At 71.0% G+C, this 26,688-nt stretch carries 22 protein-coding genes and 3 tRNA genes; 12 read left to right on the top strand and 13 right to left on the bottom strand.

Annotation, left to right across the window (positions count from 1 at the left end; translation table 11 throughout):
* Positions 1–75: 75 nt before the first annotated feature.
* From OU787_RS17275 to OU787_RS17265, 3 genes are all read right to left on the bottom strand, one after another.
* Positions 76–1,779 carry a terminase large subunit gene (locus OU787_RS17275; protein WP_268659881.1) on the bottom strand — a complete coding sequence of 568 codons (1,704 nt, stop codon included), beginning with the start codon at positions 1,777–1,779 and terminating at the stop codon, positions 76–78.
* Positions 1,760–2,245: a P27 family phage terminase small subunit gene (locus OU787_RS17270; RefSeq protein WP_268659880.1), complete on the bottom strand. Its 486-nt coding sequence runs from the start codon at positions 2,243–2,245 to the stop codon at positions 1,760–1,762. Before OU787_RS17270 ends, OU787_RS17275 begins: the two co-directional genes overlap by 20 nt.
* Positions 2,246–2,731: 486 nt before the next feature.
* Positions 2,732–2,935: an HNH endonuclease gene (locus OU787_RS17265; protein ID WP_268661879.1), complete on the bottom strand. Its 204-nt coding sequence runs from the start codon at positions 2,933–2,935 to the stop codon at positions 2,732–2,734.
* Between the two features lie 554 nt (positions 2,936–3,489).
* On the opposite strand from OU787_RS17265, the gene OU787_RS17260 reads away from it, so the two are divergent.
* Positions 3,490–3,816: a hypothetical protein gene (locus OU787_RS17260; RefSeq protein WP_268659879.1), complete on the top strand. Its 327-nt coding sequence runs from the start codon at positions 3,490–3,492 to the stop codon at positions 3,814–3,816.
* 76 nt (positions 3,817–3,892) lie between these two features.
* On the opposite strand, the gene OU787_RS17255 is transcribed toward OU787_RS17260, so the two are convergent.
* The 5 genes from OU787_RS17255 to crcB (OU787_RS17235) form a co-directional block, all read right to left on the bottom strand.
* On the bottom strand, positions 3,893–5,635 hold the full coding sequence (locus OU787_RS17255) for a recombinase family protein (RefSeq protein ID WP_268659878.1): 1,743 nt from the start codon (positions 5,633–5,635) through the stop codon (positions 3,893–3,895).
* 221 nt (positions 5,636–5,856) lie between these two features.
* Positions 5,857–6,675, bottom strand: coding sequence for a TIGR02452 family protein (locus tag OU787_RS17250; protein ID WP_030459193.1), 819 nt, complete (start codon positions 6,673–6,675; stop codon positions 5,857–5,859).
* A gap of 115 nt (positions 6,676–6,790) precedes the next feature.
* Positions 6,791–9,079, bottom strand: coding sequence for a DEAD/DEAH box helicase (locus OU787_RS17245; protein ID WP_268659877.1), 2,289 nt, complete (start codon positions 9,077–9,079; stop codon positions 6,791–6,793).
* Between the two features lie 966 nt (positions 9,080–10,045).
* Entirely contained in the window at positions 10,046–10,405 is a 360-nt protein-coding gene (gene crcB / locus OU787_RS17240; protein WP_030459196.1) for a fluoride efflux transporter CrcB, read from the bottom strand.
* Complete coding sequence (gene crcB / locus OU787_RS17235; RefSeq protein WP_030459197.1) at positions 10,402–10,833, bottom strand: fluoride efflux transporter CrcB; 432 nt, start codon at positions 10,831–10,833, stop codon at positions 10,402–10,404. Before crcB (OU787_RS17235) ends, crcB (OU787_RS17240) begins: the two co-directional genes overlap by 4 nt.
* Before the next feature lie 94 nt (positions 10,834–10,927).
* On the opposite strand from crcB (OU787_RS17235), the gene OU787_RS17230 reads away from it, so the two are divergent.
* From OU787_RS17230 to OU787_RS17205, 6 genes are all read left to right on the top strand, one after another.
* On the top strand, positions 10,928–11,269 hold the full coding sequence (locus OU787_RS17230) for a metallopeptidase family protein (protein WP_030459198.1): 342 nt from the start codon (positions 10,928–10,930) through the stop codon (positions 11,267–11,269).
* A gap of 108 nt (positions 11,270–11,377) precedes the next feature.
* Positions 11,378–11,450, top strand: a tRNA-Glu gene (locus OU787_RS17225).
* A gap of 42 nt (positions 11,451–11,492) precedes the next feature.
* A tRNA-Asp gene (locus tag OU787_RS17220) sits at positions 11,493–11,566 on the top strand.
* A gap of 27 nt (positions 11,567–11,593) precedes the next feature.
* Positions 11,594–11,670 (top strand) — tRNA-Phe (locus OU787_RS17215).
* Between the two features lie 1,451 nt (positions 11,671–13,121).
* Positions 13,122–13,451, top strand: a complete 330-nt coding sequence (locus OU787_RS17210) for an IS1096 element passenger TnpR family protein (RefSeq protein WP_030459235.1) — start codon at positions 13,122–13,124, stop codon at positions 13,449–13,451.
* A gap of 184 nt (positions 13,452–13,635) precedes the next feature.
* The gene (locus OU787_RS17205) at positions 13,636–14,181 is read left to right on the top strand and encodes a Uma2 family endonuclease (protein WP_030459236.1); all 546 of its coding nucleotides are present in this window, start codon (positions 13,636–13,638) and stop codon (positions 14,179–14,181) included.
* Positions 14,182–14,361: 180 nt separating this feature from the next.
* On the opposite strand, the gene OU787_RS17200 is transcribed toward OU787_RS17205, so the two are convergent.
* Positions 14,362–15,132, bottom strand: coding sequence for a TetR/AcrR family transcriptional regulator (locus tag OU787_RS17200; protein ID WP_268659876.1), 771 nt, complete (start codon positions 15,130–15,132; stop codon positions 14,362–14,364).
* A gap of 146 nt (positions 15,133–15,278) precedes the next feature.
* On the opposite strand from OU787_RS17200, the gene OU787_RS17195 reads away from it, so the two are divergent.
* Complete coding sequence (locus OU787_RS17195) at positions 15,279–15,728, top strand: VOC family protein (protein WP_268659875.1); 450 nt, start codon at positions 15,279–15,281, stop codon at positions 15,726–15,728.
* A gap of 42 nt (positions 15,729–15,770) precedes the next feature.
* On the opposite strand, the gene OU787_RS17190 is transcribed toward OU787_RS17195, so the two are convergent.
* The gene (locus tag OU787_RS17190) at positions 15,771–16,808 is read right to left on the bottom strand and encodes a glycosyltransferase family 2 protein (protein WP_030459239.1); all 1,038 of its coding nucleotides are present in this window, start codon (positions 16,806–16,808) and stop codon (positions 15,771–15,773) included.
* A 416-nt stretch (positions 16,809–17,224) separates the two neighbouring features.
* Here OU787_RS17190 and OU787_RS17185 point away from each other — a divergent pair, with 416 nt between their 5' ends.
* Genes OU787_RS17185 through OU787_RS17175 form a run of 3 tightly spaced genes read left to right on the top strand, consistent with a single transcriptional unit; the run spans position 17,225 to position 19,459 of the window.
* Positions 17,225–17,662, top strand: a complete 438-nt coding sequence (locus tag OU787_RS17185; protein WP_063759586.1) for a helix-turn-helix domain-containing protein — start codon at positions 17,225–17,227, stop codon at positions 17,660–17,662.
* A 53-nt stretch (positions 17,663–17,715) separates the two neighbouring features.
* A complete protein-coding gene (locus OU787_RS17180; RefSeq protein WP_157852256.1) occupies positions 17,716–18,234 on the top strand; it encodes a hypothetical protein in 519 nt (172 codons plus the stop codon).
* Complete coding sequence (locus OU787_RS17175; RefSeq protein WP_030459242.1) at positions 18,227–19,459, top strand: MAB_1171c family putative transporter; 1,233 nt, start codon at positions 18,227–18,229, stop codon at positions 19,457–19,459. Before OU787_RS17180 ends, OU787_RS17175 begins: the two co-directional genes overlap by 8 nt.
* A 744-nt stretch (positions 19,460–20,203) precedes the next feature.
* On the opposite strand, the gene OU787_RS17170 is transcribed toward OU787_RS17175, so the two are convergent.
* The 3 genes from OU787_RS17170 to OU787_RS17160 all read right to left on the bottom strand — a co-directional run bounded on the left by OU787_RS17170 (position 20,204) and on the right by OU787_RS17160 (position 22,382).
* On the bottom strand, positions 20,204–20,641 hold the full coding sequence (locus tag OU787_RS17170; RefSeq protein ID WP_051816752.1) for a PGPGW domain-containing protein: 438 nt from the start codon (positions 20,639–20,641) through the stop codon (positions 20,204–20,206).
* A gap of 156 nt (positions 20,642–20,797) precedes the next feature.
* Complete coding sequence (locus OU787_RS17165) at positions 20,798–21,928, bottom strand: hypothetical protein (RefSeq protein WP_051816753.1); 1,131 nt, start codon at positions 21,926–21,928, stop codon at positions 20,798–20,800.
* A gap of 109 nt (positions 21,929–22,037) precedes the next feature.
* Positions 22,038–22,382, bottom strand: coding sequence for a hypothetical protein (locus OU787_RS17160; RefSeq protein WP_051816754.1), 345 nt, complete (start codon positions 22,380–22,382; stop codon positions 22,038–22,040).
* 228 nt (positions 22,383–22,610) lie between these two features.
* On the opposite strand from OU787_RS17160, the gene hrpA reads away from it, so the two are divergent.
* Positions 22,611–26,609 (top strand): ATP-dependent RNA helicase HrpA, encoded by a 3,999-nt coding sequence (gene hrpA / locus OU787_RS17155; protein ID WP_030459247.1) that lies wholly within the window; start codon positions 22,611–22,613, stop codon positions 26,607–26,609.
* Positions 26,610–26,688 lie beyond the last annotated feature (79 nt).

The following is a 26,688-nucleotide window of genomic DNA, read 5'->3' as shown; positions in this document are numbered from 1 at the left end:
CCCTCAGGGCATGAGAAAGCCCCGCCCGGAAGATCCGAACGGGGCAGACGGAGAACATACTCACGTGAGTATGTTCTAGGCGCTGGTGGCACGCGCACGCTTGAGGGGTCGGCGAACGTACCCGTCCATGGCCATGACCGCCGCGGCTATGCCGTCGATCCGGGAAGAGGACTTACCCCGATCCGGCTTGACCGGCCTGAGGTTGTCGTTTCCGTCCCGGTAGACCTCAACGCAACTGGCATGCCACCTCAAGACGGGGTTGCCACCGTGCTTGATACGCCCCTCACGAAGAAGGCGCTCCAGCTCTTTACAGCCCGGGGACATGCCTAGATAGGTCTGTGCCACCGGGACGATATCGACACCCCGCGTCTTCGCCTCAACGCGCTGCACGAGCTGACCGGCAAACATCCTGTCGAAGCTGATTCGCTGCACGTCCAGGCGCCGGCAATCGGCGATGATCTGGCGCTCAATCTCCCCGTAGTCGATCGCGTCGCCTTCGGTGAGCGTGAGGTAGCCTTCGCGCGCCCACTGCCGAAGCGGCACTTGAAGCTGTTGCTCCAACTCGTCAACGCGCTCTTCCGGCAACCAGAAGCGAGCGATCAACTCCAGCTCCACGCCCGGTGTGCGGGACTCCACGGCCAGCACCCATGCGGACAGGTCGGAGACGGCGGACAGGTCCACCCCGCCCCACGCCCGGCGGTACCGGAAGCGGGCTTCGTCCACGGCGCCGGCGTTCGCGTCCCACAGCGACAACGGCAGCCACCGGGAAGCCGCGCGCATCCGCCGGTTGAGGCTGAGGCGACAGAAGGTCGGGAAGTACGAAGGGGTGCTTCGGGCCTTGTTGGCTTCGCGGCGCATGTAGGCCAGCGACGGAGACGACCCCAACCCGGGGTTGGCCTTGTACCACGTGGCCTCTGCGAACGGGTCGTCAGACTCCTCCGCCGCCCATATGACGCCATAGTGCCCCGGGTCCTCAATTACGTTGTCAGCACAGCGAGTTGTGTAAGTGTGCTTCTCGTCGTAAATCGAACCTTCAACGCCTTCGTCCGCCGTTGTGATGTACACAATCAGCGGTTGGTCACGTGCACCGGTGCCGGTCTCGATCGCGTCAATGAGGTCTCGGCGCTTGTGCACGTGCACTTCGTCAACGATCGCACCAGACACGTTGAGGCCGTGGGCGGTCTCGGCAACCTTGGACAGCGCGCGGAAGACGCCACCCGTCCGGGGCACACGGATGAGCCCGCGCAACACCTCAACGCGCCCACGTACGGCGCGACTTGTGAGCGCCATGCGCTTAGCGTCATCAAAGACGCGCTCAGCCTGAGGCAGGGAGCCTGCCGCCGCGTAGACCTCCGCACCGATCTCCCGGTCCGCCAGCAGCAGCACGAGGCCGATACCGGAGCTGAGCGTTGACTTCCCGTTCTTGCGCGGGATCTCCACCCATGCGCTTCGGATCACCCGGACGGCGCGACCCAACTCCGGGTCATGTGCCAACCATCCGAAGATCGGCGCCACGACCCAAACCACCTGCCACGGGCTGAGCTTGAGCCGGCTGTTGCCCCACCGGCCCTTCGTGTGCTTGAAGCTCTCGATAGCACCGACGGCCCGACGCGCGGCGGCAACGTCGAAGTACGCCCCGGGTGCCCGGCTGGCCTGAGCCGCCACCACGAGGGGACGAGACCGCAGAGCCGCGGCAACGTCCTCTTCGGTAAGGCCAAGCTCCAACAGCGCGCCGTACGGAACCGGCAGCGCCTCAAGATCAGTCGAAGATATCCCCATCGTCGCCCCCCGGGTCCGGTGGTGTGATCCGGGTAGCCGACGCGGGACTCAGACCCAACTCACCGACCAGCGACCGGAAGTGACTCCGGTACTGGTGGGCAATGGTCACCCACGGGTTTTTGACGTTCCCGCGCTCCGTCTCCACCACGAGCCCGCTTCGGGAAAGCTCCCGCTCCGCCTGCCAGAGCCGGGCCACCGTGACGCAGTACTCAACGGCGGTCTCCCGCTGAGCGTCGGTGAGTCCGGCGGAGACGACCAGCGCGGGCACGGTGCGCGCCCAGACCTCCGCGGCCTTCTCCCGGACGGCGGCAATGTCGCCCGTCCGCCCCGGCATGATCTCCAGCCAGTCCGGCTCTTCCGGGTCCGTCGGACCGAAGACGGCGCCTTCGGAGTTCCGGTCCGGGCGGAAGGTCCCCTCTCGGATGGCCTGGAGATGGGGCTTCGGCTTCTGGCCACGAACAGCCACGTTGGGTCACCTCCCACAGAAACGGCCCTATGAGCCATGCGAGTTTTTTGCCTCCCTGCCGCGCCGGGGCTCCGGGGGGAGGGGGTCACCCCCCTGGTAAAACCGCAGGTCAGAAGGGCGGAGGCTCCGAACGTCGCTCCGCTGCCCATCCTCCGGGCTGGAGCCGTGCAGTCTCCCGGTTGTGACACAGGGTGCACAGCGGGCGGAGGTGCTTCGGAGCGTCGGGGTTGGCCTCACCCTGCTCCACGAGCTGGCGCCGGCTCACGGGCCAGTGGTCCGCCACGGTCGCAGCACGGGAGCACAGCACACACCACGGGTTCGCGTACAGGTACGCCTTCCGGATGCCGGGCCACCGCGGGCCGTACGAGCTACCACCCGGAGTAGTGCGTTGACGGTTGATCTTGCGCTCATGCGCCCGACACCTGCCGCCCGTGGTCAGCTCTGGACACCCGGGAATGGGGCAGGGGGTACGAGGCTTGCGCGGCATCAGAAGGGGGGCTTCTGGAAGTCGAAGTCCCGCCGCGTCTTGAGCTTGTGGCAGGGGCGACAGAGCGCCTGGACGTTGCCGTCAACGTCCTGTCCACCGTGGGCAATCGGCGTGATGTGGTCCACGTCGATAGCGGACCCGAGCACCCAAAGACCGCACGAGGCACACTCAGCCCCGCCAGCCTTGCGGATAGCCTTCCGCATCCTGGCAGCCGCACCCGTACCGGCAGCGATGACCGCCCGTCGGGCGCGAACTGAGCGCGTGTTCCGAACCATGTCCGCCCCCAACGAGTCGGAACATACTCACGTGAGTATGTTCGCCAAGGGAGGCTGAGCAGCCCTTTCGGCTCACCCCGAAGGGTCGGTTACTCGTGGCCGCTCAGCCCCCCGCACATCGAGAGAACGAGCCCTCAGACCGCCGCTTCCGGCTAGGGGGTGCGCGGGAGTCCCGCTCTCTCTGGGGGAACTGGAGTGCATCGGTCACCCGGGTCCGCGGGGCTGAGGCGTGATGAGTGACGGGCGAAACGCTCGCCCCGGCATCTCCTAAGGACTCTCTTATGTGATGTTGTACTGAGCGTTCAACTCGTCACTCATCACCCATGCTCCAGCGCTGCAAGCCGGAGCCCGCCCGCCGCGTACCGCCGGAGCTGCTTCGCATGTGAAGTGTGACATTACATAGGTAGGCAAATAAAAAGCGCGCCCCCACGCGCCCCCGGATGCGCTCCCTGTGCCGTTCGCCAGCCCGTTAGCGTCGGTCCATGACTGCTGACAGCCCCGTCCCCGATGACCACCCCTTGCCCTCCGTGGTCGGCGCCGGCCTGGACCCGCTGGGAGACCTCGTTCTCACCGTGCGGGGGAGCAAGTTCTCCCCCACCCCCGACTACGAGTTGCCTCTTGTGGTCAGCCTGGACGATGCCTCCGTGATGCTGGGCATGTACCCCTCTGACGGGCTCGTGCTGGCACAGGCGGACAACTACCCCGTCCCGGTCATCAAGTTGGGCACGCAATACCGCGTCGCCACGGCCCATCTCATCCGTGCGCTTGGCCTGGAAGAGGTCCGGATCGCTATCCGGAACGAGGGCTAGACCGGAGAACGGCGGAGCCCCCGGCTGGCCTCGTGGACCAACCAGGGGCTCCCCTGCACGACTTCGCGCCTACCGGCTACGCCGCGGACAGCTCCGCGCCTTCCTGCCGCTGGCGGTGCGCCTGGACGGCGGCAACGATCTCCGCCCGTGCCTCCGGGTTGGGCTCGTCCAACCACGTGATGACGAGCCGGTCAATCACCCGCGGACCCGCGCTTCCCCGCTGGCCGGGCGTGATGGTGACCTTCTTCAACGAGGCTCCCAAGAGTCCCTGTCGCTTCTCGACAGTCCCCTTCTCCCAGAGGCTCACCAGCGCTTCCCGGTCCATCAACGGTGTGAGGTCCGCCTCAACGGACAGCTCTGCAAGCTCCGCCTTCATTTCCTGAATCTGCGCGCTGACTTCGCGGCGGAGTTGGTCGTACTGCTCTTCGTCCATGCCTCCAATGAAGAAGTCCTTGTTGAGCCTCTTCTCCCGGGAAGCCGCCTTCTCCAACGCCGCGGAAAGAGCCAGCTTCCGCGTCTCCTTCGCCGGGTCCTGATAGCTCAGCCACCGACGCGCAATGCTCTGAATCGTCGGCGAATCGGGAGACAGCGAGAGAATGTGGTTCACCCAGAGAATCCCGATCGCTTCATCGGCCACGGTGCGCATGGTTGAAATTCCCTTGCACGCCGTAGGGCCGGAATGGATTCGAGCCCGGCAACGGTAGTTAGATCCGCCACCCGCCATTCCACCGCCACAGTGCGGGCAGTGGAAGAACCCGGAAAGAACGGCAACCGTCCTTCGCCGGCCGCGGGTCCGATCCCCGATCGAAGTTCCCGCAATCGAGCGCTTAGCGAGATTTCCCAGAATGATCGTTCGCTCTTCGGGGGTGATCACGCCATCACCACAGCTCACCGGAATACCCTTGGCGTCCATAAGCGGTTCGCCCCCGCGGTGGTATCCGTCCAGGGGATTGCCGAACTCGTCAACCATCCGCTCACGGTTCGATACCAGCCCCGCCCAGCTCGGAGAGTGCGGCAAGGCAATAACCCCTTGCGCTGTCCAGAGCTTCCCGAATCGGGTAAGGATTCCCCGGCTGTTGTGGTACTCGGCGATGGCCGCGGGAACCACATTTTCAAGCAATTGCTCAGCCATCGGACGTGCGTACTTGTATTCCTCTTCGAAGTGGCGGAGCTTCCTCTCAACCACGTGGAGACCGTAGGGAGCCGGTCCCCCCATCCACTTACCTTCTGCCTTGTGTGCGTCCACTCCGACCTGAGTCCGCAACACAATGTCCTTTACTTCGTCACGTGCCCTTTCCGACAGCAACGCGAAAAGAATGCGGCCCGTGCGGGAATCAAGGTTCTCTTGAACGCTGTAGATTCGAGAACGGCGCTTTTCGAGTTCATCGAGAAGGAGACCAACCTGTCCCATTCCCCGGCGGCTCAGACGGTCGGTTTTCCAGACATAAAGCGTCTTCGATATGCCGTCCATCATGGCCTGAATAGCGGCGTCGAATTCCTCGCGCTTGATGTACGCCTTGCTGGCGGATCGCTGTTCGAACCACACTCGGCGGATCTGCAAGCCGTCTCGGCGTGCCTGCCACACGATATCCCGGACGTGAGTTCGTAGCGTGGTCACGTCCTCACGCTTGTTGCTCCGGCGAACGTACGCCTCCGCCCGGTCTTCCGGGGCACAGGAGACGAGATCCCAGAGCCCCAGCTCCCGAAGCTCCGCCTCTTCGAAGCCCAGTGCCAGCAGCACCGCCCGGTCTTCGCGCTCCGGCAGCGGCGCCGTGATCAGGTCCGCGAACCGCTGATACTTCTCAACCTTGTTTTCCACCGTGGAACCTCCGGAGTCAGCCGCTCTGGCCTTCCCTGGAGTGCTTCGGATTCCCGAGAAAGCATTTCCGCAGGTCAGAGCGGTTGGTGTTCCTTAGTCCACGGGCACCCGCTGGCGAAGAAGATCGGCGCCTGGCCGGCCGTGCTGACGGTGACGGGCGTGGTGGCCGCCGCGTCCGCGCTGACCACCGGCGACTGAACGGGCGGCGGGCGGAGCCCGGTTCAGCTCCCGAAGCGCGCCGCGAAGGCCGTCCGGTTCGCGGAGGGCTCGCTGCGGTCCCAGACCGCGAACACCACCCGGTCGAAGGCCCCGCCCCACTCGTCCAGGGCCTGCCCGAAGGCGTCCGCCACCTCCGCCGGGTCGTTGCGGAACACGCCGCAGCCCCAGGCGCCCAGCACCAGCTCCCGCGCGCCGTGCCGGGCGGCGACGGCCAGCACCCGCCGGGCCCGTTCGGCCAGCACCGGGCCGAGGTCGAGCGGACGGCCGGGCGAACGCAGCGCCAGCTGGCCCGCGTTGGGCGCGGGCGAGGTGAGGAAGCCGACCCGGTGAGTGCGTTCGAGCAGTTCGCCCCGGTCGTCCCGGAGCACCGGCACGTCCGGCGACCAGATCACCCGGTGGCTGTAGCGCAGGTCGGTGGAGGCCCGGTGCGCCTCGTAGTAGTCGGGGGCCTCGATCAGGCAGCGGTACAGCAGCGCGGAGCGGCAGACGTCCTCCTCCTGGGCCTTCGCCCCGCGCAGGTAGCCGCCGCCGGGGTTGCGCGCGGACGCGAAGTTGAGCACCGCGACGCCCCGCCCGCCGTCGGCGACCAGCCGCCGGGCCGCCTGCATGCTGCCCTCGCCGGTCACCTCGACCACCGCCCCGGCGGCCAGCGGGCCCGGGCCGGGCCCGAACTCCGCGTCCGGCGGGTACGAGACCGTCCCGGCCCGGGCCGCGGCCAGCTCCTCGGCGATCCGCACCACCGCCCCGCCCGGGCTCCGGTACTCGCCCTGGTCGGCGATCTGCTCGTTCTGCGTGGCCACGGCCTTCTGCCTGCTGCTCATGCCCGGGACGCTAATCCCCAACTCCCGCCCCCACCAGTGATTTTCGGCCCCGGAAACGCGGCCGGGCCCGCCCCACCGAAGTGGAGCGGGCCCGGTTCAGGCTGCCTGCGGAGCGTCAGTTCTTCCAGCGCGGCTTGCGGTCGCCGCCGCCGTTGAAGCCGCCGCGGTCGTCGCGGTTGAAGCCGCCGCGCTCACGGTCGCCACCGAAGGAGCGGCCACCACGGTCGTCACGGTTGAAGCCACCGCCCTGCGGGCGCCCACCGGAGCGGTGGTCGTCGCGCCGCGCGAACGGACGGCTGCCGCCACCGGCCTGGCCGCGGTCCCGGTCGCCGAAGGAGCGGCCGCCGCGGTCGTCGCGGTTGAAACCGCCACGCTCACGGTCGCCACCGAAGGAGCGGCCACCACGGTCGTCACGGTTGAAGCCACCGCGCTCGCCACGGTCCCGGTCGCCGAAGGAGCGGGCCGGACGGTCGCCACCGAAGGAGCGGCCGCCGCGGTCGTCACGGTTGAAACCGCCACGCTCACGGTCGCCACCGAACGAACGACCACCACGGTCATCACGGTTGAAACCGCCACGCTCACGGTCACCGCCGAACGAACGACCACCACGGTCATCACGGTTGAAACCGCCACGCTCACGGTCGCCACCGAACGAACGACCACCACGGTCATCCCGGTTGAAGCCACCGCGCTCACGGTCACCGCCGAACGAACGACCACCACGGTCATCCCGGTTGAAACCGCCACGCTCGCCGCGGTCCCGGTTGTTGTACGCCGGGCGCTCGCTGCGGGCCTCGCGGTAGGACGGGGCGCGCTCCTCGGTCACCGGCTGCTCGGCCTCGACGGCCACGGCGGCGGCGACGGGGGTCTCGGCGTCGGCCTCGGCGGCCGGCTCCTCGTCCTCGATGCCCAGCTCGGCACGCTCACGGGCGGCGCGGGCGGCCAAGCGGTCGGCCTCCTCGCGCAGCTCGTTGGCGCGGCGCTGGGCGCGCTCCAGCTCGCGGGTGAGCTCGGCGACCTCGCGCTCGGCGGCGCCGGCGATGCCGGACGCGCTCTCGGCCTGGACCTCGACCAGCGAACGGGCGCCGGTGATCTTGGCGACCTCGGCGTCGAAGGCGTGGTCGAGGATGTGGCGCGAGGCGTCCACGCCCGCGTCCTCCATCAGCCGGAACACGCCGCGGCGCTGGTGCGGCAGCACCAGGGTGACGACGGTGCCGGAGCGGCCGGCCCGCGCGGTGCGGCCGGAGCGGTGCAGGTAGTCCTTGTGGTCGCCGGCCGGGTCGACGTTCAGCACCAGGTCGATGCCGTCGACGTGGATGCCGCGGGCGGCGACGTCGGTGGCGACGACCACGTTCAGGTAGCCGTCCTTGAAGTCGCCGAGGACGCGGGTACGGGCGCCCTGGGTCATGCCGCCGTGCAGCGCGTCGGCCTTCACGCCGGACTCCACCAGCTGCTGGGCGACCCGATCCGCACCCATCTGGGTGCGGACGAAGATGATGGTGCGGCCCTTGCGGGCGGCGATCGCGCTGGTGATCGGCGCCTTGTCCTTGGGCTTCACGACCAGGATGTGGTGGGTCATGGTGGTGACCGCGCCGGCCGACGGGTCGACCTCGTGGGTGACCGGGTTCTTCAGGTAGCGCTTGACCAGGGTGTCGATCTCGTTCTCCAGGGTGGCGGAGAACAGCAGGCGCTGGCCGCCGGCCGGCACCAGGTCGAGGATCTCGGTGACCTCGGGCAGGAAGCCCATGTCGGCCATCTGGTCGGCCTCGTCGAGGACGGCGATCTCGACCTCGTCCATCTTGGCGGAGCCGCGGTTGATCAGGTCGCGCAGGCGGCCGGGGGTGGCGACCAGGACGTCGACGCCGCGCTCCAGCGCGTAGATCTGGTTCGACATCGAGGTGCCGCCGCAGACCACCTTCAGGCGCAGGCCGAGCACCGAGCCGAACGGCTCCAGCGCGTCGGCGACCTGCATCGCCAGCTCGCGGGTCGGGACCAGGATCAGGCCGCGCGGGTGCTTGGCCTTGGTGCGCTCGCCGTCGGCGAGGCGGGTCAGCAGCGGCAGGCCGAAGCTCAGGGTCTTGCCGGAGCCGGTGCGGCCGCGGCCCAGCACGTCCTTGCCGGACAGCGCGTCCGGGATGGTCGCGGCCTGGATCGGGAACGGGGTGGTGACGCCGCGCTTGGCGAGCGCCCGGACCACGTCGTCGTGCAGGCCCAGGTCACCGAAGGTGATGGTGGGCTCGGCGTCGGCGTCGGCGGCGGTGTCCGCGTCGAACTCGGCGTCGGTGTCGACGTCGGTGAGCTCGGCGAGCTCCGCGTCCAGGGTGTCGGTGTCGAGGGAGTCGGTGTCGGCGGCGTCGGACCCGTTCGCGGGCATGGCGAAGCGGGCGTCGTCAACGAGAGACATGCAAAACCTTCCGGAAGTGGCACGCGCCAAAGTCCGGTGGGTCTGTTGAAAAACCGCCTCTATGCGGTCAGCCACGGATCGCCGGAACGCGCCAAGGGCGCTCAAAGGTGTATGAGGAGCGCCAGCCAAATAGGATCAAACGAACGATCTACCACCATAGGGGAGCCTGGGGATCAGAGGCAAATCCCCTGGTCAGCACCTCGAACGAAGGCCCGGCCCGGCCGCTCAGTGCGCCGACGGCGACTCGCTGGGGCCCTCCGACCCCGAACCGCTCGGCGTGGCCGACGGCGCCGGCGAGTGCGCGGGCACCGACGGGCTGCCCTGCGGGCTCGGCGAGGCCGACGCCCCGCCCCCGCTCCCCTCGCTCCCCCACTGCCGCCGCTGCCGCCACCGGCGGGCGGCTGGGCGGCACCGAGGCCGGCGGGCTCGCCGTCCGCGACGGGGCCGCGCTGCCGGCCGGGCCGGCCGGCACCTGCACCGGCGCGTTCGGCACCCCCTCCGACACCGGCGGCGGCGTGGACCCCGGCGCGGGCGCCCCCGCGGCCGACGACGCCCCGGGTGACGCCCCGTCAAGGCTCAACGCCCCGCCGTGCTCCCCGTGCTGGACGTTCTGCCGCGGCCCCTGCCCGCCCCCGGGCCGGACGCTCGCCGCCGCCCCCGTCCCCGACGGCCGCACCTCCGGCTTCCCGCCCGGGACGTCCGCCCCCACCGACATGCAGCCGCCCAGCCCGAGCACGGCCAGCGCCGCCGCCACCGAACCCGCCGCCGTCCGCCGCACCGACCAACCCGCCACCATCGAGCCACCTCCCGCACGGCCCGCCCGGGGACCGCCACCGTTCCCGGTGCCCAACGCTCAGCCGCCCCGCCGGGACACGGGTACCACCCCACCGGCTCCCGACCCCGTCCCCGCGCCCCCCGCTCCGCACCCCTCGCCCCCGCGCACGCCCGCGCTCCCCCGCGGGCGCCTCACCCCCAGACCGCGTGCCCGATCCCCGCCCCCGCGTACACCGCCGCCAACCCGGCGCCCAGCGACAGTCCGACGTTCGCCAACGCCGCTCCGCGGGAGGCGTTCTGGGCCAGCTTCAGGGTCTCGAACGAGAACGTCGAGTACGTGGTGAGCGCCCCGCACAGCCCCGTCCCGAGCAGCAGCCGGACGTCCGCCGGGGCGACCGCCGTGAGCAGGCCGAGCAGCGCGCAGCCGCAGACGTTGACGGTGAGCGTGCCCCACGGGAAGCCGAAGCCGACCCGGGAGTGCACCGCCCGGTCCGTCAGGTACCGCAGCGGGGCGCCGACCGCCGCGCCCGCCACCACCAGCAGCCAGTTCACGCCGCCGCCTCCCGCCCCAGCAGTACCGCCCGGGTCGCGCTCGCGGCCCCCCACACCGCGGCCAGCGCGGCCAGCAGCGTCCCGCCCAGGTAGAGCAGCGCCTTGCCGGGCAGCCCGTGGTCGAGCAGCTGCTGCGCGTCCACCGCGTACGTCGAGAAGGTGGTGAACCCGCCGAGGATCCCGGTGGCCAGGAACGGCCGCAGCAGCGGGTGCGGCCGGCGCCGCCCCTCGGTGAGCGCCACCAGCACCACCCCGATCACCGCGCAGCCCACGGTGTTGACCAGCAGCGTGGTCCACGGGAACGCGTCCTTCGCCGTCGGCCACAGCAGCCCGGCCCCGTACCGGGCGCTCGCCCCGAGCACCCCGCCCGCGGAGACCGCGGCCACCACCCGGCCCTGCCCGCGCAGCACCGGCTCCCTCGTCGTCATGCCGCCCAGTCAAGCACCCGCCGACCCGCGCCCCGCCACCGCGTGGATGCCCTGGCGCCCCGTCAGCGGAACTCCGACAATGGGGCACGTGGAGATGACCCGGGACGAGTTCGAGGCGCTGGTGTCCGACGCGCTGGACCAGATTCCGCCGAAGCTGGCCGCGATGATGGACAACGTCGCGGTCTTCGTCGAGGACGAACCCGACCCCGCCACCCCCGACCTGCTCGGCCTCTACGAGGGCATCCCGCTCACCGAGCGCGGCGAGTGGTACGCCGGCGTCCTCCCCGACCGGATCATGGTCTACATGGGCCCGACCCTCCGCCACTGCGACACCCGCGAGCAGGCCGTCGAGGAAGTCCGCACCACCGTGATCCACGAGGTCGCCCACCACTTCGGCTTCGACGACGACGAACTCCACGACCTCGGCTGGTCCTGAACCCCCCGCCGCGCCGACCCCCCGAAACCGTTTTGGCGTTCCCGCCCGGCATCCCATATGCTTCTCGACGTCCCCGAACGCCGGATGATCCGGCCGGAAGGGCCGCAAGCCCTCATCGTCTAGTGGCCCAGGACGCCGCCCTTTCAAGGCGGTAGCACGGGTTCGAATCCCGTTGGGGGTACGCAGTACCGCAGTAAGGTCCTGTGCGGAGCAATCCGCACGAGGTCCCGTGGAGCAGTTGGTTAGCTCGCCACCCTGTCAAGGTGGAGGTCGCGGGTTCAAGTCCCGTCGGGATCGCTCGTCTCGAAAGAGGCGGTGCAGTACGGCCAGGTAGCTCAGTTGGTACGAGCGTCCGCCTGAAAAGCGGAAGGTCGCCGGTTCGACCCCGGCCCTGGCCACCACGTTTGACCAGGCACGGTGCCCTCGAAGCAGCTCGCTTCGGGGGCATTTTCATGCCGTTTGACGCCAACGACACAGCGGGCGGTCAGGACCTCTCCGCGTCTTGCCACAGCGGCGCCGGCCCCACCGTCACGCCGCGTCCGCGTGACGGTGGGGCACGAAGCGCATCGTCGTTCTTCCGCCCAGAGGGGCCAGCCGGATGTCCAATCCGTCTCGGAAAGCGCAGCGATCAGCGGCGCCAGCGCCTTCGTCCTGGGCCGCTTTCGAGGCTCTGGGGCGGGCGGGCCGGCCTGGGCGGCAACCGCGAGCAGGTCTGCGTCGACACGCAGGAAGTCCGCGAGCGCTCGCTGCGGTGCGGTGAGTCGGTCGAGCCCGGCCGGGACCGGGGGCTCGACTACTTCCCGGTGAGCCTCCTCGTCGTCGTCCTGCAGCGCCCAAGCGCCGACGGCGGACAGCCACGCGAGGTACAGGGCGCGGTGATCCCCGGAAGCCAGCTCGGCCCGCACCCCGGCGATAGCACCGAGCGAGTCCTCGGCACCCTCCTTCCAGTCCCCACCCTCGTCCTCGCTGCGCAGGTCCAGAACGAGGTGGGTCTGGGTCGTCCATGCCTCGACGCACTCGTCGAAGCAGTACGGCTCCAGCGCCCGCAGCGTGAGCTGCCCCTTGGGTACGCGCAGGATCACCTGGTGGGTGCCCCAGTTGGTCAGATAGAGGTGAGCGTCGTAGTACTGCTCCACCATCCGCCTCGGATCACCGCGGAAGTCGCCCCACTGATATTCGTTGGTGAAGCTGGTCGCGGTGATCCGGGCTCGGGTGGACAGCGCCCGCAGTTGTTCCTGCTCGTCGCTGGTCAGCGGCCGGTCGATCGCCAGGAACTCGTAGTACTGGTACTCGCTCATCGCTGGGACCCTAGCGGGACCCCTGACCCCCGATGATGGAATCGACCAGGCTCAAAGCGGGCAGGAAGCGACGACGGATCCCGAGCAGCCACACACCGTCGAACAGATCCGAGTCCTCGTCAGCTGGATCGGCCCGGGACGAAAACTCACCCGGACGGGAAGGTCGCTCTCGCGGATGCCCGGGCCCTGATCGCTCTCCTTGAGACCGGCGACACCATCGACCCGGCTATCGGTGACAGGACGTTCGAGACCAAGTCCAGCCAGGAGCTGTACCACCTGAACCTGCTGGTGGAATGGGCCAAGGCGGCCCGGCTGCTTCGGGTCACCGGCGGCCGTCTGGTACCCGTCAAGAAGAACGCGCGCCTGCTGGAGGACCCCGACCGCGACGTGGACCGCCTCCTCGCTGCGCTCAGAGGCCTCGGGGCCGCCCAGCAGACTGGCAAGTCCGTCACTCTCACCTCAGCCGGCCGTCAAGCCATGGCCCGGGGGCCCGGGTCCGCGGGGAGCTACGCGCTGGTGACCCGGTCTACGAACTCCGCTTCCAGCTCTCGGACGTGGATCAGCCGTCTGTCTGGCGTCTCGTCCAGGTACCGGCAGGCATCCGCCTCGACAGGCTGCACCAGGTCATCCAGGCCGCCATGGGCCGGCAGAACTGTCACCTGCACGCGTTCAGCGCGAACAGCGTCCAGTACGGACGCCGTTCCTCTGAACTCGACTTCGGCGGCCCGGGCGGGTGTGAGGGCCTCAAGCGAACCCTCCAGGACTCCGCCGACCCGGAGCACGAGGGCCTGCCTCGCCGGCTCGGCCTCAGGACAACAGCCGACTTCGACCCGGCCCACTTCGTCCTGCCCGCGATCAACCAACAACCGCGCACCCTCGACTGACGAACACAGTCCGGTCCCGAGACTCCCGTTGGCTCCAACCGCACAGCGGACGGTCCGGAGCGATCGGGGCCTCGCGGGGGGCCGGAGAACGGGCGCCGCGGCGAACACCGCGCACGAGCACTGTCGGCCCGGGCCCCGGACTACTCTGAGGGGGTTGCCCGGCGCACCCCAGGAGACACCCCTCATGAACCCGGAGCACTTCGCACTCCTCGAAGAAGCCCGACGGAGCCTGCCCGACGGGTTCAAGGTGGAGATCTCGGGCGACACCATCGTCATGATGGTCAGCCCCTCGGGGATCCACCAGCGAAACCTGCTGCTGGTCCGCCGCCAGTTCGACAGGCACGCCCCGGTCGATCTGCTGCCGAGCGAGAACACCGACCTGGTGTCACCCCACGTCGGCAAGAGCCGCAACCCGGACCTGACGTACCTTCCGAGCGAGGCACTGGAAACGACCGACAACCAGGTCCCGTCCGAGTTCGCCGCCATCGCCGTCGAGCTCGTCTCCCCCTCGAACCCGGAGAACGACTGGGTGGGGAAGGTGCGCGACTACCCGTTGATGGGCATCCCGCTGTACCTGCTGGTCGACGCCAGGCAGAAGACCGTCACCCTGTTCAGCCGGCCCGACGGTACGAAGTACCACCGCCGTGAGGACATCGAGTTCGGCGAGACGCTGCACATCCCCGAGCCGTTCGACTTCGACCTGATCACGAGCGACCTACTGCCGTACTGACCCACGCCTGCTCGCACTGCCCACCACCGGTTGACGCCAACACCGACGCCGACCGGCTCGGACAGCGGCGCTCGACAACGGCCTCTCCTGGACGGCAGAAGCGTTCGAACCGGGACACCCCGGAGCGCATGGGCGGTTTCTAGCGGTCGTTCCGCCGCCGGCCGCGCCGGGCGGCCCGGGTCAGGGTGTCCGGTCGATCAGGGCGGCCAGGCCGTCGAGGATGCGCGGGAGGCCGAACTCGTAGGCGTGGTCGGCGTTGTAGGCGCCGCCCTGGGCCTGGCCGGCGGCGGCGCCGACGCGGGTGGCGACGGGGTAGCGGGCGGGGTCGAGGACGCGGGCGAGGAGGTCGGCGTTGGCCTCCCACCACTGCTGGTCGCTCATCGCGCTGTCCTGCTGGGCGGCGCGTTCGTCGGCGGCCGCCCGGGCGCAGGTCTGGACGAAGCCGAGCAGGTGGGTGAGGGCGGCGTCGAGGCTGACGTCGTCGAGGCCGGTGTCCTCGAGGGCGGAGAGCTCGTACTCGTACTTGGCCATCAGGCCGGGGCCGAGCGGCGGGCGGGTGGTGGGGACGGCGGCGGTCCAGGGGTGGGCGGCGTACAGGGCACGGTTGTCGTCGGCGACGGCGGTGGCGCGGGCCCGCCAGCCGGGGCCGACGGGGGTGGTGCGGGGCATCGTGGCGTAGAGGGTGTCGAGCATCAGGTCGAGCAGTTCGGCCTTGCCGGGGACGTAGGTGTAGAGCGCCATCGGGGAGAGGCCGAGTTCCTGGGCGACCCGGCGCATGGTGACGGCGTCCAGCCCTTCGGCGTCGGCGATCCGGGTGGCGGTGGCGGCGATCGCGGCCGGTGAGTGGGCCTGCCGGGGGCCGCGCCGGCCGCCGGTGGCGGCGGTGGGGACGCCCCAGAGCAGGGCGAGGGTGTGCGCGGGGTCTCCGGCGCTGCTCCGGTTGCTGGCCATGCGGGGGATTCTCCCATGCAAAAATCTCCGTACTTTGTATAGTGTACTGCGTACGGAGATGGTGGCCCGCATCTCGCGCCGCGCATCCCGGGCCGCGCCCGCGCACGCCCGTACGCATACGCATGACCGATCCGGAAGGACTCCCCTTGAAGATCAACCGATCCGCCGTGTCCCTGACCGTCGAGGACGTCGCGGCCTCCGCCGCCTTCTTCTCCGAGCACCTCGGCTTCCGGGAGGAGATGTCCGCCGACGGCTTCGTCTCGCTCGGCCACCCGGACGCCGGGCTCAACGTGGTCCTGCTCCGCCGCGGCCTGGAGGTCCTGCCCGAGGGCTTCCGCGACCAGCACGCGGCCGGACTGATCCTGGCCTTCACCGTGGACGACGCCGCCGGCGCCGAGGCCCGGCTGCGGGAGGCCGGGGCGCCGATCACCATGCCGCTGCGCGACGAGCCCTGGGGCGAGCGGCTGTTCCAGACCACCGACCCGAACGGCGTGGTGGTCCAGTTCGTCGAGTGGCTGACCCCCGCCGAGGCCACCGCCGGGGCCACCGTCGAAGCCGCTGCCGAAACCACCGCCGAGGCCATCGCCGGGGCGTGACGGGCAGGGGAGTCGGCCCGCCCCGGCACCGGGGCGGGCCCGTCAGCGCAGCTTGCGCCGCACCGCCTTGCGGGTGTTGCGCACCCGCCGGTGCATCCGCTGGACGTTGGCCAGGGTGTGCACCCGGCCGGCCACGGTCAGGCGGTACTTGAGGCGCAGGAAGGGCGGGAGGGCGGCGAGGCGGTCGGCCCCGATGGCGCTGACCAGCCGGGTGACGTGCCGGTGGTAGGCGTACCGGTAGTCGTGGTCGCCGTCGGGGACGGTCCAGAAGAACATCGGGATCTCCTCGACCAGGGTGTTGTGGTCGTAGGCCCGCAGGTGCTCGCGGAAGACGGGTTCGGGCCGGTCGAGCAGCCAGCCGCGGACGAGTTCGATGGAGCGGACCCGGTCGGCGAGGCCGCGCGGGTCGGTGCGGCGCTGGGTGATCGAGCTGTCGCCGTCCTCGCGGATCCGCCAGTGGTAGATCGGCTCGGACAGCACGTCGACGCTCTTCGCCAGGAAGTGGTGCGGGACGCTGACGGGGGCGTCCTCGTAGAGCATGCCCTCGGGGTAGTCCAGGCCGGCGGCGGCGTGGAAGGAGCGCCGGTAGACCTTGTTCCAGGCGGTGCGGTCGGTGACCAGCGAGGGGTGCTCGCTGACGTGGGTGCGCAGCCGGGTCTCGGCGAACGGGCGGACGTGGACGTGCGAGGGCTCCAGCCCGGCGGTGCGCAGCCGCAGCACGTTGCCGGTGGCGAAGTCGGATCCGGTGCTGTCCAGGGTCTCGACCATCAGCCGGTAGGCGTCCGGCGGCAGCACGTCGTCGCTGTCGACGAAGGCCAGGTACTCGGTGCCGGGGTCGAGGTGGCGCACGCCGGTGTTGCGGGCGGCGCCGAGGCCCTGGTTCTGCTGCCGGACCAGGCGGAACCGCGGGTCGCGCCCGGCGTACCGCTCGGCGATGGCGGCGCTGCTGTCGGTGGAGCCGTCGTCGACCATGACGCACTCGAGGTCGGCGAAGGTCTGCTCGGCGATCGAGTCCAGGCAGGCGGCGAGGTAGCGCTCGACGTTGTACACCGGGACGACGACGGAGAGGCGGGGGGCCATCGGCTGCGCGGCCTTTCGAAAGGGCACCCCGGAGGACGGCCGGGAGGGCCGCCGGGAATGCCGCCGGGCGCGAACCCGCGAAGCGTATCCAACCCCAACAACATTGCGGGAAACGGAAGATGGCGCGAAAGTAGCGGAGGAATCCGCTCCGAAGGCCCGCCGACCGGCGGGCGCGCGAACGAGCGCGAACAACCGAGCGCCGCTGCCCACCCCCGTGGGGCAACGGCGCCCGAGCATCCGGATGCCGATCCTGCCGACCTGGTCCACGGTGTGTCAACTATCGTGGATTTTTCAACGAAGGTCCCGATCGTCGGGCGACCGACCGCCACGTTTTGGGCACGAATCCCCCAACGATCGTGCAGAACAGGACCATCGAGGGATACGCCCGGGGGTAAGGAGCCTCTATGATCCGGCACATGCCCCAGGAAACCCCCCGCGCCGAAGCCCCGGACTTCGCCAGCCGCTTCCGGCGCCTGATAGCGGTGATCTACCCCAAGGACCTCGGCCGTCCCTGGCGGGACAGCGAGATCGCCGAAGGCACCGGGCTGAGCGGAACGTACATCGGCAACCTGCGCAAGGGCACCCAGAAGCCGAGCCTGGAGAACGCCGTCCGGATCGCCAAGTTCTTCGGCGTCCCGCTCGACTACTTCTCCGATTCGGAGACCGCCCGCGCGGTGGAGCAGGACCTGCGCAAGATCGAGGCGCTGCGGGACGCCCGGGTCGAGCGGATCGCCATGCGGGCGGCCGGGCTGCCGCCGGAGATGCAGGACGCCGCACTCACTATTGTGGAGCAGTTGCGGCGGGCCGTGGGCCTGAACGACGGGCAGCCGGACGAGGCCGGCCCGGAGACGTGACGGAGCGCCAGCAGGTGCCGCTGGGACACTGGCGGCTGCCGGAAGGGGTCGACGTGCGGGGTGTGGGAAGCGGACTGGGCCGGACCCGCCGCCGGATGCGGGCGGTCGCGCGCGACCTGCGCCTGCCGCCGCTGAGCACCGTCGAGGAGCTGTGCGCGGCGGTCTCCGCGCACCTGGACCGGCCGATCCGGATCGCCCCGCGCCGGATGCGGGTCGGCGAGCCCTCCGGCTTCGTCGAGCGCCTGCCCGCCGAGGACGTCGTCCACGTCGAGCAGGAGACCTCCGGACTGCACCGGGCGCACATCGTCTGCCACGAACTGGCCCACCTGCTGTGCGGCCACCTGACCGAGCCCGCGCTGCTCGACCCGGACACCGCCCGGGTCGAACTGCCCACCATCGACCCGGAGATGCTCCGGCTGGTGCTCGGCCGCTCGCACTACGACGACGCCGCCGAGGAGGAGGCCGAGGTGCTCGGCGCCGAGCTGATGCGCATCCTGGTGCTCGCACCCGGCGCCGGCACCACCTCGCAGCTCGCCCCCGCGCTGGAGCACCGCAAAGGACAGCATGTCTGAACTGCCGTACAACCTGGTCTACTTGGGTATCGGCAGCGCTGCCTGGCTGGTCGCCGCACTGAAGCTGCGGGCCTGGCGGCGCGACCCGTCCTTCGGCCTGCTGGTGGTCGCCCTGGCGATCGCCTCCCCGGCCACCGCCTTCCTGCTGGCCTCCCCGCTGCTGTACCGGGGCATCGGGCACCTCACCGGCGTCGGCAACCTGGCCACCCTGTTCGTCTACCTCGGCATCGTCGGCTTCTCCGCCGCCGCCGTGGTCCTCGCCCTGGTCTGGACCCCGCCCGAGGAACGCGCCGGCGCCCTGATGTGGGCGCCGCTGGACGACCGGCTGCGGCAGCGGGTGCGCCGCCGCACCGCGGTGTTCGCCGCCCTCGTCCCCGTCCTGGCCGTGCTGTTCCTGGCCGGTGGCCCGTACCGGCCCGAGACCCCGCTGACCTTCGACACCACCTTCGCGCCGCGCACCGCCACCGCCCTGTTCCTGGCGCTCTACCAGGGCCTGTTCGCCTACGCGCTGATCGACATCGGCCGGGTCTGCCTCGGCCACGCCGCCCGGCTGCCCGAGGGCTGGCTGCGCCGCGGCATCCGGCTGATCGCCCTCGGCGCGCTCACCGCCTGCGGCTACGTGCTGTGCAAGATCGCCGCGATCGCCCTCGCCCACGCGGGCGTCGAAGGCACCGAGTGGCTCAGCACCGCGCTCGGCCCGGCCTTCGCCGCGCTCGGCGCGATCGGCATCACCTGCGGCTTCGCCGGCCCGGCCGGCGCCGCGTGGGCCGTGCGCCGCCGCGACTTCCGCGCCCTGCGCCCGCTCTGGGACCTGGTCTACCGGGCCGACCGCCGCCTCGCCCTGGAGGGCCCGCCCTCCCCCGCCTGGCGCGAACGCCTCGCCCTGCGCGACCTCGAATGGCGCACCACCCGGCGCGGCCTGGAGATCCGGGACGGCCAGCTGACGCTCCGTCCGTTCGTCGACCCCGCCGCCGTCCACGCCGCGCAGCGCCTGGCCGGCCGCGCCTCGCTCGCCCCCAGCCACCGCGACGCCCTGGTGGTCGCCGCCGCGATGCGCTCCGCCGTCGCCGCCCTCGCCGCCGGGACCGTCCCCCGCCCCCGCGAGGAGCAGCCCGCCCTGCCCGGCCTGGACACCGCGCCCGCCGAGGAACGCGCCCACCTCGTCCTGGTCGCCTCCTACCTGCGCTCCCCGCTGCTGGACCGCGCCCTGGAACCCCTCGCGTGAGCACCCCCGCACCGCCCCGGGACGCGTTCGCCGCCCTCGTCCTGCACCGGCGCCCGCAACGCTCCCGGGTCGGCCTGACGCTCGGCTTCGTGCGCACCTTCGCCGTCCCCGAGATCGCCGAAGTCCTGGACCGCACCGGCAAGTTGGCGTCCGCCCCGAAGGCCCGCGCGAAGGCCACCGGCGCCATGATGTTCGCCCTCATCGGCCACGGCGTGGACAGCCCGGACGGGCAGCGGATCGTCGCCGAACTCGCCGCGATGCACCGGCTCCCCGGCGTGGACGCCGAGCTGATGCGCTACGTGCTGGCCTGCTTCACCGTCTGCCCGGTCGAGTTCGCGGACGGCACCCCCGCCGAGCGCGAGGCGGCCGCCGCCTTCGCCGCCGACCTCGCCGCGGCCCTGCACCTCCCGCCGCCGCCCGGGCCCGACCTGGCCGGAACGGCCGCCTGGATGCGGGAGTTCGAGACCGCGAGGTTCGCCCCCAGCGAGGCCGGCCGCCGCCTCTGGCACACCGTCGCCCCGCTCTTCGCCGCCCGCCTCCCCCGCCGCCTCGCCCGCCACGCCCCCGCCTTCGCCGCGGCCCTGCTCGACGCCCCGCTGCGCGCCGCCTTCGCCCTCCCCGGCCACCGCTCCCGCTGCGCGCCGCCGCCCGCCTCGCCTTCCACCTCACCCGCTGAACCGCCCGTCCGGCCGCCGGCCGGACCGCCCACCGACCGGCCGGACCGCCCGGCGGCCCCGGGAGGTCTCAGCCACGCGGCCCGTGCACCCGGCGGTGGCTCCAGGCCAGCAGGCCGAGCAGGATCAGGCCGGACAGCACCAGGCTGGTCCCGGTCGCCCAGCCGGCCATCGGGAGGGACGGGACCAGCACCGCCACGACGCCCGCGGCAATCAGCCCGAGACCGGCCAGGACCGAGCCCGCGATCCGCCAGCCCGAGGCGACGCTCGCTTCGACGCCCTGCATGGCCTTGACCCGGACCGGCTCCACGTACCGGGCGAAGGCCGGCACCGCGCGGGCGACCAGCACCATCCCGGCCAGCAGGAGCAGCATCCCGGGCCCGGGCAGCACCAGCAGCACCACGCCCACCACGATCAGGCTCGCCCCGGCCACCCCGAGGAGCACCCGCGCCACCGGATGGACCGTCGCCGGGTCCGCTTCGAATCCCGGCCGCTGCTGATCGTTCATCGATCCACCCTAACCGGACGGCCGGCGTCCCCCGGAGCCGCCGAGCCGCCGAGCCGCCGACCACCGGCCCACCGGCCACCGGCACACCGGCGCACGCGTCGGGGCCGCTCCCCCGGCGGTCCGGGAGGAACGGCCCCGACGGCGCGTCGGACCGCGCTACATCCCGTTCTTGCGGATCGGGGTGTACTCGGCCAGCTTGGACATCGGCTCCTCGTGCGAGATGCAGCCCTGGCTGCCGGAGTCCTCCAGGATGATCGCCCGGGTGTGCGCCGCGTCCGCCCAGCCGCCGAACAGCACCACGTGCTGCTCCATGTCGCCGCGGGTGTGGTGGACCACCAGCGCGTCGCCCGGCTGGAGGTCCTGGCGGGCGATGTGGTGGGCGATGCCGCCCGACTCGCTGATCAGCGAGCCGGTGACGGTGCCGGGGCCGGGCAGGCCCCAGGCCGCGGAGAGGAAGCCGGAGCAGTCGACCCGGTAACCGTTGGTGACGGCGCCCTGGCTGTAGCCGAGCCGGCGCTGGACCCGCTCCATGGCCCGCTCCACCATGGCCTTGCGCTCGTCGGACACCCCGTCCAGCTTGGGCTGGGCCTTCACGCCGACGCCCTCGCCGTTGCGCGGGTGCCGGTGGTCGGACCAGGAGTCCCAGCCGCTGCCGTTGACGATCTTGGTCTTCCAGTCGCCGGTCGACCGGTCCTTGATCTTCGGCCCGTCGTGCTTGCCGCCGGGGCCGCTAACGATCCCGGTGCCGTCGTTCCCGCTGGTGTCGTGGCCACCGCCACCACCGCCACCGGTGTGCCCGCCACCGCCGTCAGTCCCGGTGTGGCCACCGCCACCACCGCCGCCGGTCCCGCCCGTCCCGCCGCCCTTGCCCTTGTCGACGCTGTCGATCCCGGTCCGCGGCGACTTCGGCTTCTCCTGCTCGGTGTGCTGGCGCTTGAGCTCCTCGGCGATCTTCCGCTCGACCTCCTCGTACGAGGCGATCAGCTGCTTGATCTTCGCCGCGTCCTCACCCAGCTCCTTGGTGAGCTTCTCCTTGGTCTTCGCCAGGGCCTCGGCCCGGGCGTTGATGTTCTGGACGTCCTTGGCGACCTCCGCCAGGATCTGGCCGGCCCCGAGGACACCCATGATCCAGCCCGAGAACACATCCGTGGCGGCCGCCTTGGCGACGGTCGCCTTGATCTCGCCGAGCCGGCCCGACATCTCCTCCATCCGCTGGTTGATCTGCGCGAAATCCTGCTGGATCTTCTGCAGCTCACCCGGCTGGAAGCCGAACTGATTCCCCGCCATCGTGCTGTTTCCCCCTGTGGTCGGCCCGGCCCGTACGGGCCGGGTCCGGTGTGCTGCGGTCGGTCGTCGCGCCGGCCGGCGTCCGCCGGCCGGTCGCGTCGGAGGATCGTCAGAGGACGTTGGCGAGCTGCTTGACCGAGTCGCCGAGCTGGCCGAGCTCGTCCGCGACGGAGTTCAGCTCCCGGACGCGGCCCTGGGCGTGCGCGATGAAGGCGTCCGCGGCCGCGCCGTGCCAGGTCAGGCCGCCGAGCACGGCGCTGACCTCGCGGCCGAGGCCGTCGACCTGCTTGCCCAGTTCGGCCAGCTCCTGGGCGATCTTGTTCAGTTCGGCGTCGGCGTCGCCGAACATCTTGCCGAGCGCCCAGTGCGCGATCTCGGCCGGCGCCATGACGATGTCCTCGCCGACCTTGACCACGTCACCGGCGAGGTGCTTGACGTCTCCCCACAGATCCATGGCGGTCCCCCTGTTTCCCCGTGATTTCCCCGAAAAGCTGTTCCTCCCAGGCTAGTCAGTACCGGCCCCGAGGGAAACGGGCGGGTACCGACCGCCGCTGCCGGGGAACGGGGGCGGAAGGGGCCGCGGCGGCTGTTCGCCGTCCGCCCGCCGGGCCTGTGACACTGGGGGCTCGAAACAAACAAAACCGAGGTGCGCCCCGACCCCGGCCTTATGCAACCTAGAGGGATGCCCGCAGTGAGTTCTCCCGTAGCCCCGCAGCCCGCCCCCACGTTCGCGGAGCTGGCCGCCCGGCTGCCCGGTGTGATGCTGCGCGACGCGCAGCGGCTCGGCCGCCGCCTGGAGGGCACCCGCAAGGTCAGGTCGGCCGAGGGCCGGCAGCAGGTGCTGACCGAGCTGGCGTCCGACTTCGACCGCTCCGAGGCCCGGGTGGCGTCCCGCCGGGCCGCGGTGCCGGTGATCCGGTACCCGCAGGAGCTGCCGGTCGCGCAGAAGAAGGACGAGATCCTGGCCGCCGTCCGCGACCACCAGGTGGTGATCGTGGCGGGCGAGACCGGCTCCGGCAAGACCACCCAGATCCCGAAGATCTGCCTGGAGCTGGGCCGCGGCGTGCAGGGCCTGATCGGCCACACCCAGCCGCGCCGGATCGCCGCCCGCACGGTGGCCGAGCGGGTCGCCGAGGAGCTGGACACCCCGCTGGGCGAGGCGGTCGGCTGGAAGGTCCGGTTCACCGACCAGGCCGGCCAGGACACCCTGGTGAAGCTGATGACGGACGGCATCCTGCTGGCCGAGATCCAGACCGACCGGGACCTGCGCCAGTACGACACCCTGATCATCGACGAGGCGCACGAGCGCAGCCTGAACATCGACTTCCTGCTCGGCTACCTCAAGCAGCTGCTGCCCCGCCGCCCCGACCTCAAGGTGGTCATCACCTCCGCGACCATCGACCCGGAGCGCTTCGCCGCGCACTTCGACGACGCCCCGATCATCGAGGTCTCCGGCCGCACCTACCCGGTGGAGGTCCGCTACCGCCCGCTGGTCGAGGACGAAGACCTCGACGACGAGGACGGCAACGACCGGGACCGCGACCGGGACCAGATCCAGGGCATCTGCGACGCCGTCGAGGAGCTCCAGGCCGAGGGGCCGGGCGACATCCTGGTGTTCCTCTCCGGCGAGCGCGAGATCCGCGACACCGCCGACGCGCTGACCAAGCTGAAACTGAAGTTCACCGAGATCCTCCCGCTCTACGCCCGGCTCTCCTCGGCCGAGCAGCACCGGGTCTTCCAGCGGTCCAACTCCCGCCGGGTGGTGCTGGCCACCAACGTCGCCGAGACCTCGCTGACCGTCCCCGGCATCAAGTACGTGATCGACCCGGGCACCGCCCGGATCTCCCGCTACAGCCACCGCACCAAGGTGCAGCGCCTCCCGATCGAGGCCGTCTCGCAGGCCAGCGCCAACCAGCGCAAGGGCCGCTGCGGCCGCACCTCGGACGGCATCTGCATCCGGCTGTACTCGGAGGAGGACTTCCTCTCCCGCCCCGAGTTCACCGACGCCGAGATCCTGCGCACCAACCTGGCCTCGGTGATCCTGCAGATGACGGCGGCGGGCCTGGGCGACATCGCGGCCTTCCCGTTCCTCGACCCGCCGGACTCCCGGAACATCAAGGACGGCGTCAACCTGCTGCACGAGCTGGGCGCCCTCGACCCGGACGAGAAGGACCACCGCAAGCGGCTGACCCCGCTGGGCCGCAAGCTCGCCCAGCTGCCGGTCGACCCGCGGATGGCCCGGATGGTGCTGGAGGCCGACCGCCTCGGCTGCGTCCGGGACGTGATGGTGATCGCCGCCGCGCTCTCCATCCAGGACCCGCGCGAGCGCCCCGCCGAGAAGCGCCAGGCCGCCGACGACCGGCACCGCCGCTTCCAGTCGGAGACCTCCGACTTCCTGTCCTACCTGTCGATCTGGCGCTACGTGCGGGAGCAGCAGAAGGAGCTGTCCTCCTCGGCGTTCCGCCGGATGTGCAAGTCCGAGTTCCTCAACTACCTGCGGATACGGGAGTGGCAGGACGTCTACGTCCAGCTGCGCACCATCGCCAAGCAGCTCGGCGTCACCATCGACGAGCCCCTCGACGACGCCGAGCCGGACGCGGACCGGATCCACCAGGCGCTGCTGTCGGGCCTGCTCTCCCACCTGGGCCTGTTCGACGTGGAGAAGCGCGAGTACGCGGGCGCCCGCGGCGCCCGGTTCGCGGTGTTCCCGGGTTCGGGGCTGTTCAAGAAGCCGCCGCGCTGGGTGATGTCGGCGGAGCTGGTGGAGACCTCCCGGCTGTGGGCGCGGATCAACGCGAAGATCGAGCCGGAGTGGGTGGAGCCGCTGGCGGCGCACCTGATCAAGCGCACGTACAGCGAGCCGCACTGGGAGAAGAAGGCCGGCGCGGTGCTGGCGTACGAGAAGGTGACGCTGTACGGGCTGCCGATCGTCGCCCAGCGCAAGGTCAACTACGGCCGGATCGACCCGGAGCTGTGCCGGGAGCTGTTCATCCGCACCGCGCTGGTGGAGGGCGACTGGGAGACCCACCACAAGTTCTTCGCGGAGAACCGCAAGCTGCTCGACGAGGTCGAGGAGCTGGAGAACCGGGCCCGCCGCCGGGACATCCTGGTGGACGACCAGACCCTGTTCGACTTCTACGACGCCCGGCTGCCCGAGGACGTGGTCTCCGGGCGGCACTTCGACTCCTGGTGGAAGAAGACCCGCCGCGACCAGCCCGACCTGCTCAACTTCGAGAAGTCGATGCTGATCAACGACTCGGCGGACGGGGTCACCGAGGCCGACTACCCGGACTTCTGGCAGCAGGGCAAGCTGCGCTTCCCGCTGACGTACCAGTTCGAGCCGGGCAGCGACGCGGACGGCGTGACGGTGCACATCCCGCTGGCGGTGCTCAACCAGGTGGTCTCGGAGGGCTTCGACTGGCAGATCCCGGGCCTGCGCGCCGAGTTGGTGACGGCCTGGATCCGCTCGCTGCCGAAGGCGGTGCGCCGCAACTTCGTCCCGGCCCCGGACTACGCCCGGGCCGCGATGCGCGAGCTGACGGACCGCCAGGCTGTAAACGGAGTCGGCTCCGCCGAGGGGCTGCTGCCGACGCTGGAGCGGGTGCTGCACCGGATGTCGGGCCTGCCGATCCCGCCGGAGGCGTGGGACGAGGAGCGGATCCCGGACCACCTGAAGGTGACCTTCCGGGTGGTGGACGGCAAGCGGAAGCTCGCCGAGTCCAAGGACCTGGAGGAGCTGCGCCTGAAGCTCCAGCCGAAGCTGTCCGCGACGCTCTCCAGCGCCGCGTCCGGCCGCGGCATCGAGCGCACCGGCCTGACCGCCTGGCCGGCCGACCTGCCGGTCCTGCAGCGCACCTTCGAGCAGCGCTCCAAGGGCCACTCGCTGCGCGCCTACCCGGCGCTGGTGGACGAGGGCACCGGCGTGGGCATCAAGCTGTTCGACACCCCGGAGGCCCAGCAGCGCTCGATGTGGGCGGGCACCCGCCGCCTGCTGATGCTCCAGGTCAACTCCCCGGCCAAGTCGATCCAGGGCCGGCTGGGCAACCAGGCCAAACTCGCCCTGTCGTACAACCCGCACGGCTCGGTCCCGGCCCTGTTCGAGGACATCGTGGCGGCCGCGACCGACCGCCTGATGACGCTCAACGGCGGCGTGGTCTGGGACGCGGAGGCGTTCGGCGCGCTGTACGACAAGGTCCGGGCGGACCTGTACGAGCTGTCGGCGGACACCACGCTGAAGACGGCGACGGCGCTGATCGCCTTCCACAAGGCGTCGACCCGGCTGAAGTCGGTCTCCAGCCCGGTGCTGCTGTCCGCGGTGAACGACGTCCGGCTGCACCTGGCCTCGCTGGTGCACCCGGGCTTCGTGGCGGAGACCGGCTGGCAGCGGCTGGGCGACCTGAAGCGCTACCTGCTGGCGGTGGACCGCCGCCTGGAGGCGCTGCCCAACCACCCGCAGCGCGACCTGCAGCACCTGGCGAAGGTGCAGGCGGTGCAGCAGGCGTACGGGGAGCTGCTGGCGAAGGTGCCGGCGGGCCGGGAGCCGTCGCCGGAGGTGCGGGCGGTCCGCTGGATGATCGAGGAGCTGCGGGTGAGCTTCTTCGCCCAGGGCCTGGGGACGCCGAGCCCGGTGTCGGAGAAGCGGATCCTGAAGGCGATGGAGGCCGCCGCGGCGACCCTCTGAGCCGGGTCGGGAGCCGGCTCCGGGGGCCTCCGGAGCCGGTTCGACCTGGGGGGTCGCCATGCAGTACAGTCTGTCTTGT

This window comes from Kitasatospora sp. YST-16, from assembly GCF_026802215.1.
GTDB classification, from domain to species: Bacteria; Actinomycetota; Actinomycetes; order Streptomycetales; family Streptomycetaceae; genus Kitasatospora; species Kitasatospora cineracea.
This window is presented reverse-complemented; position numbering and strand designations above follow the sequence as displayed.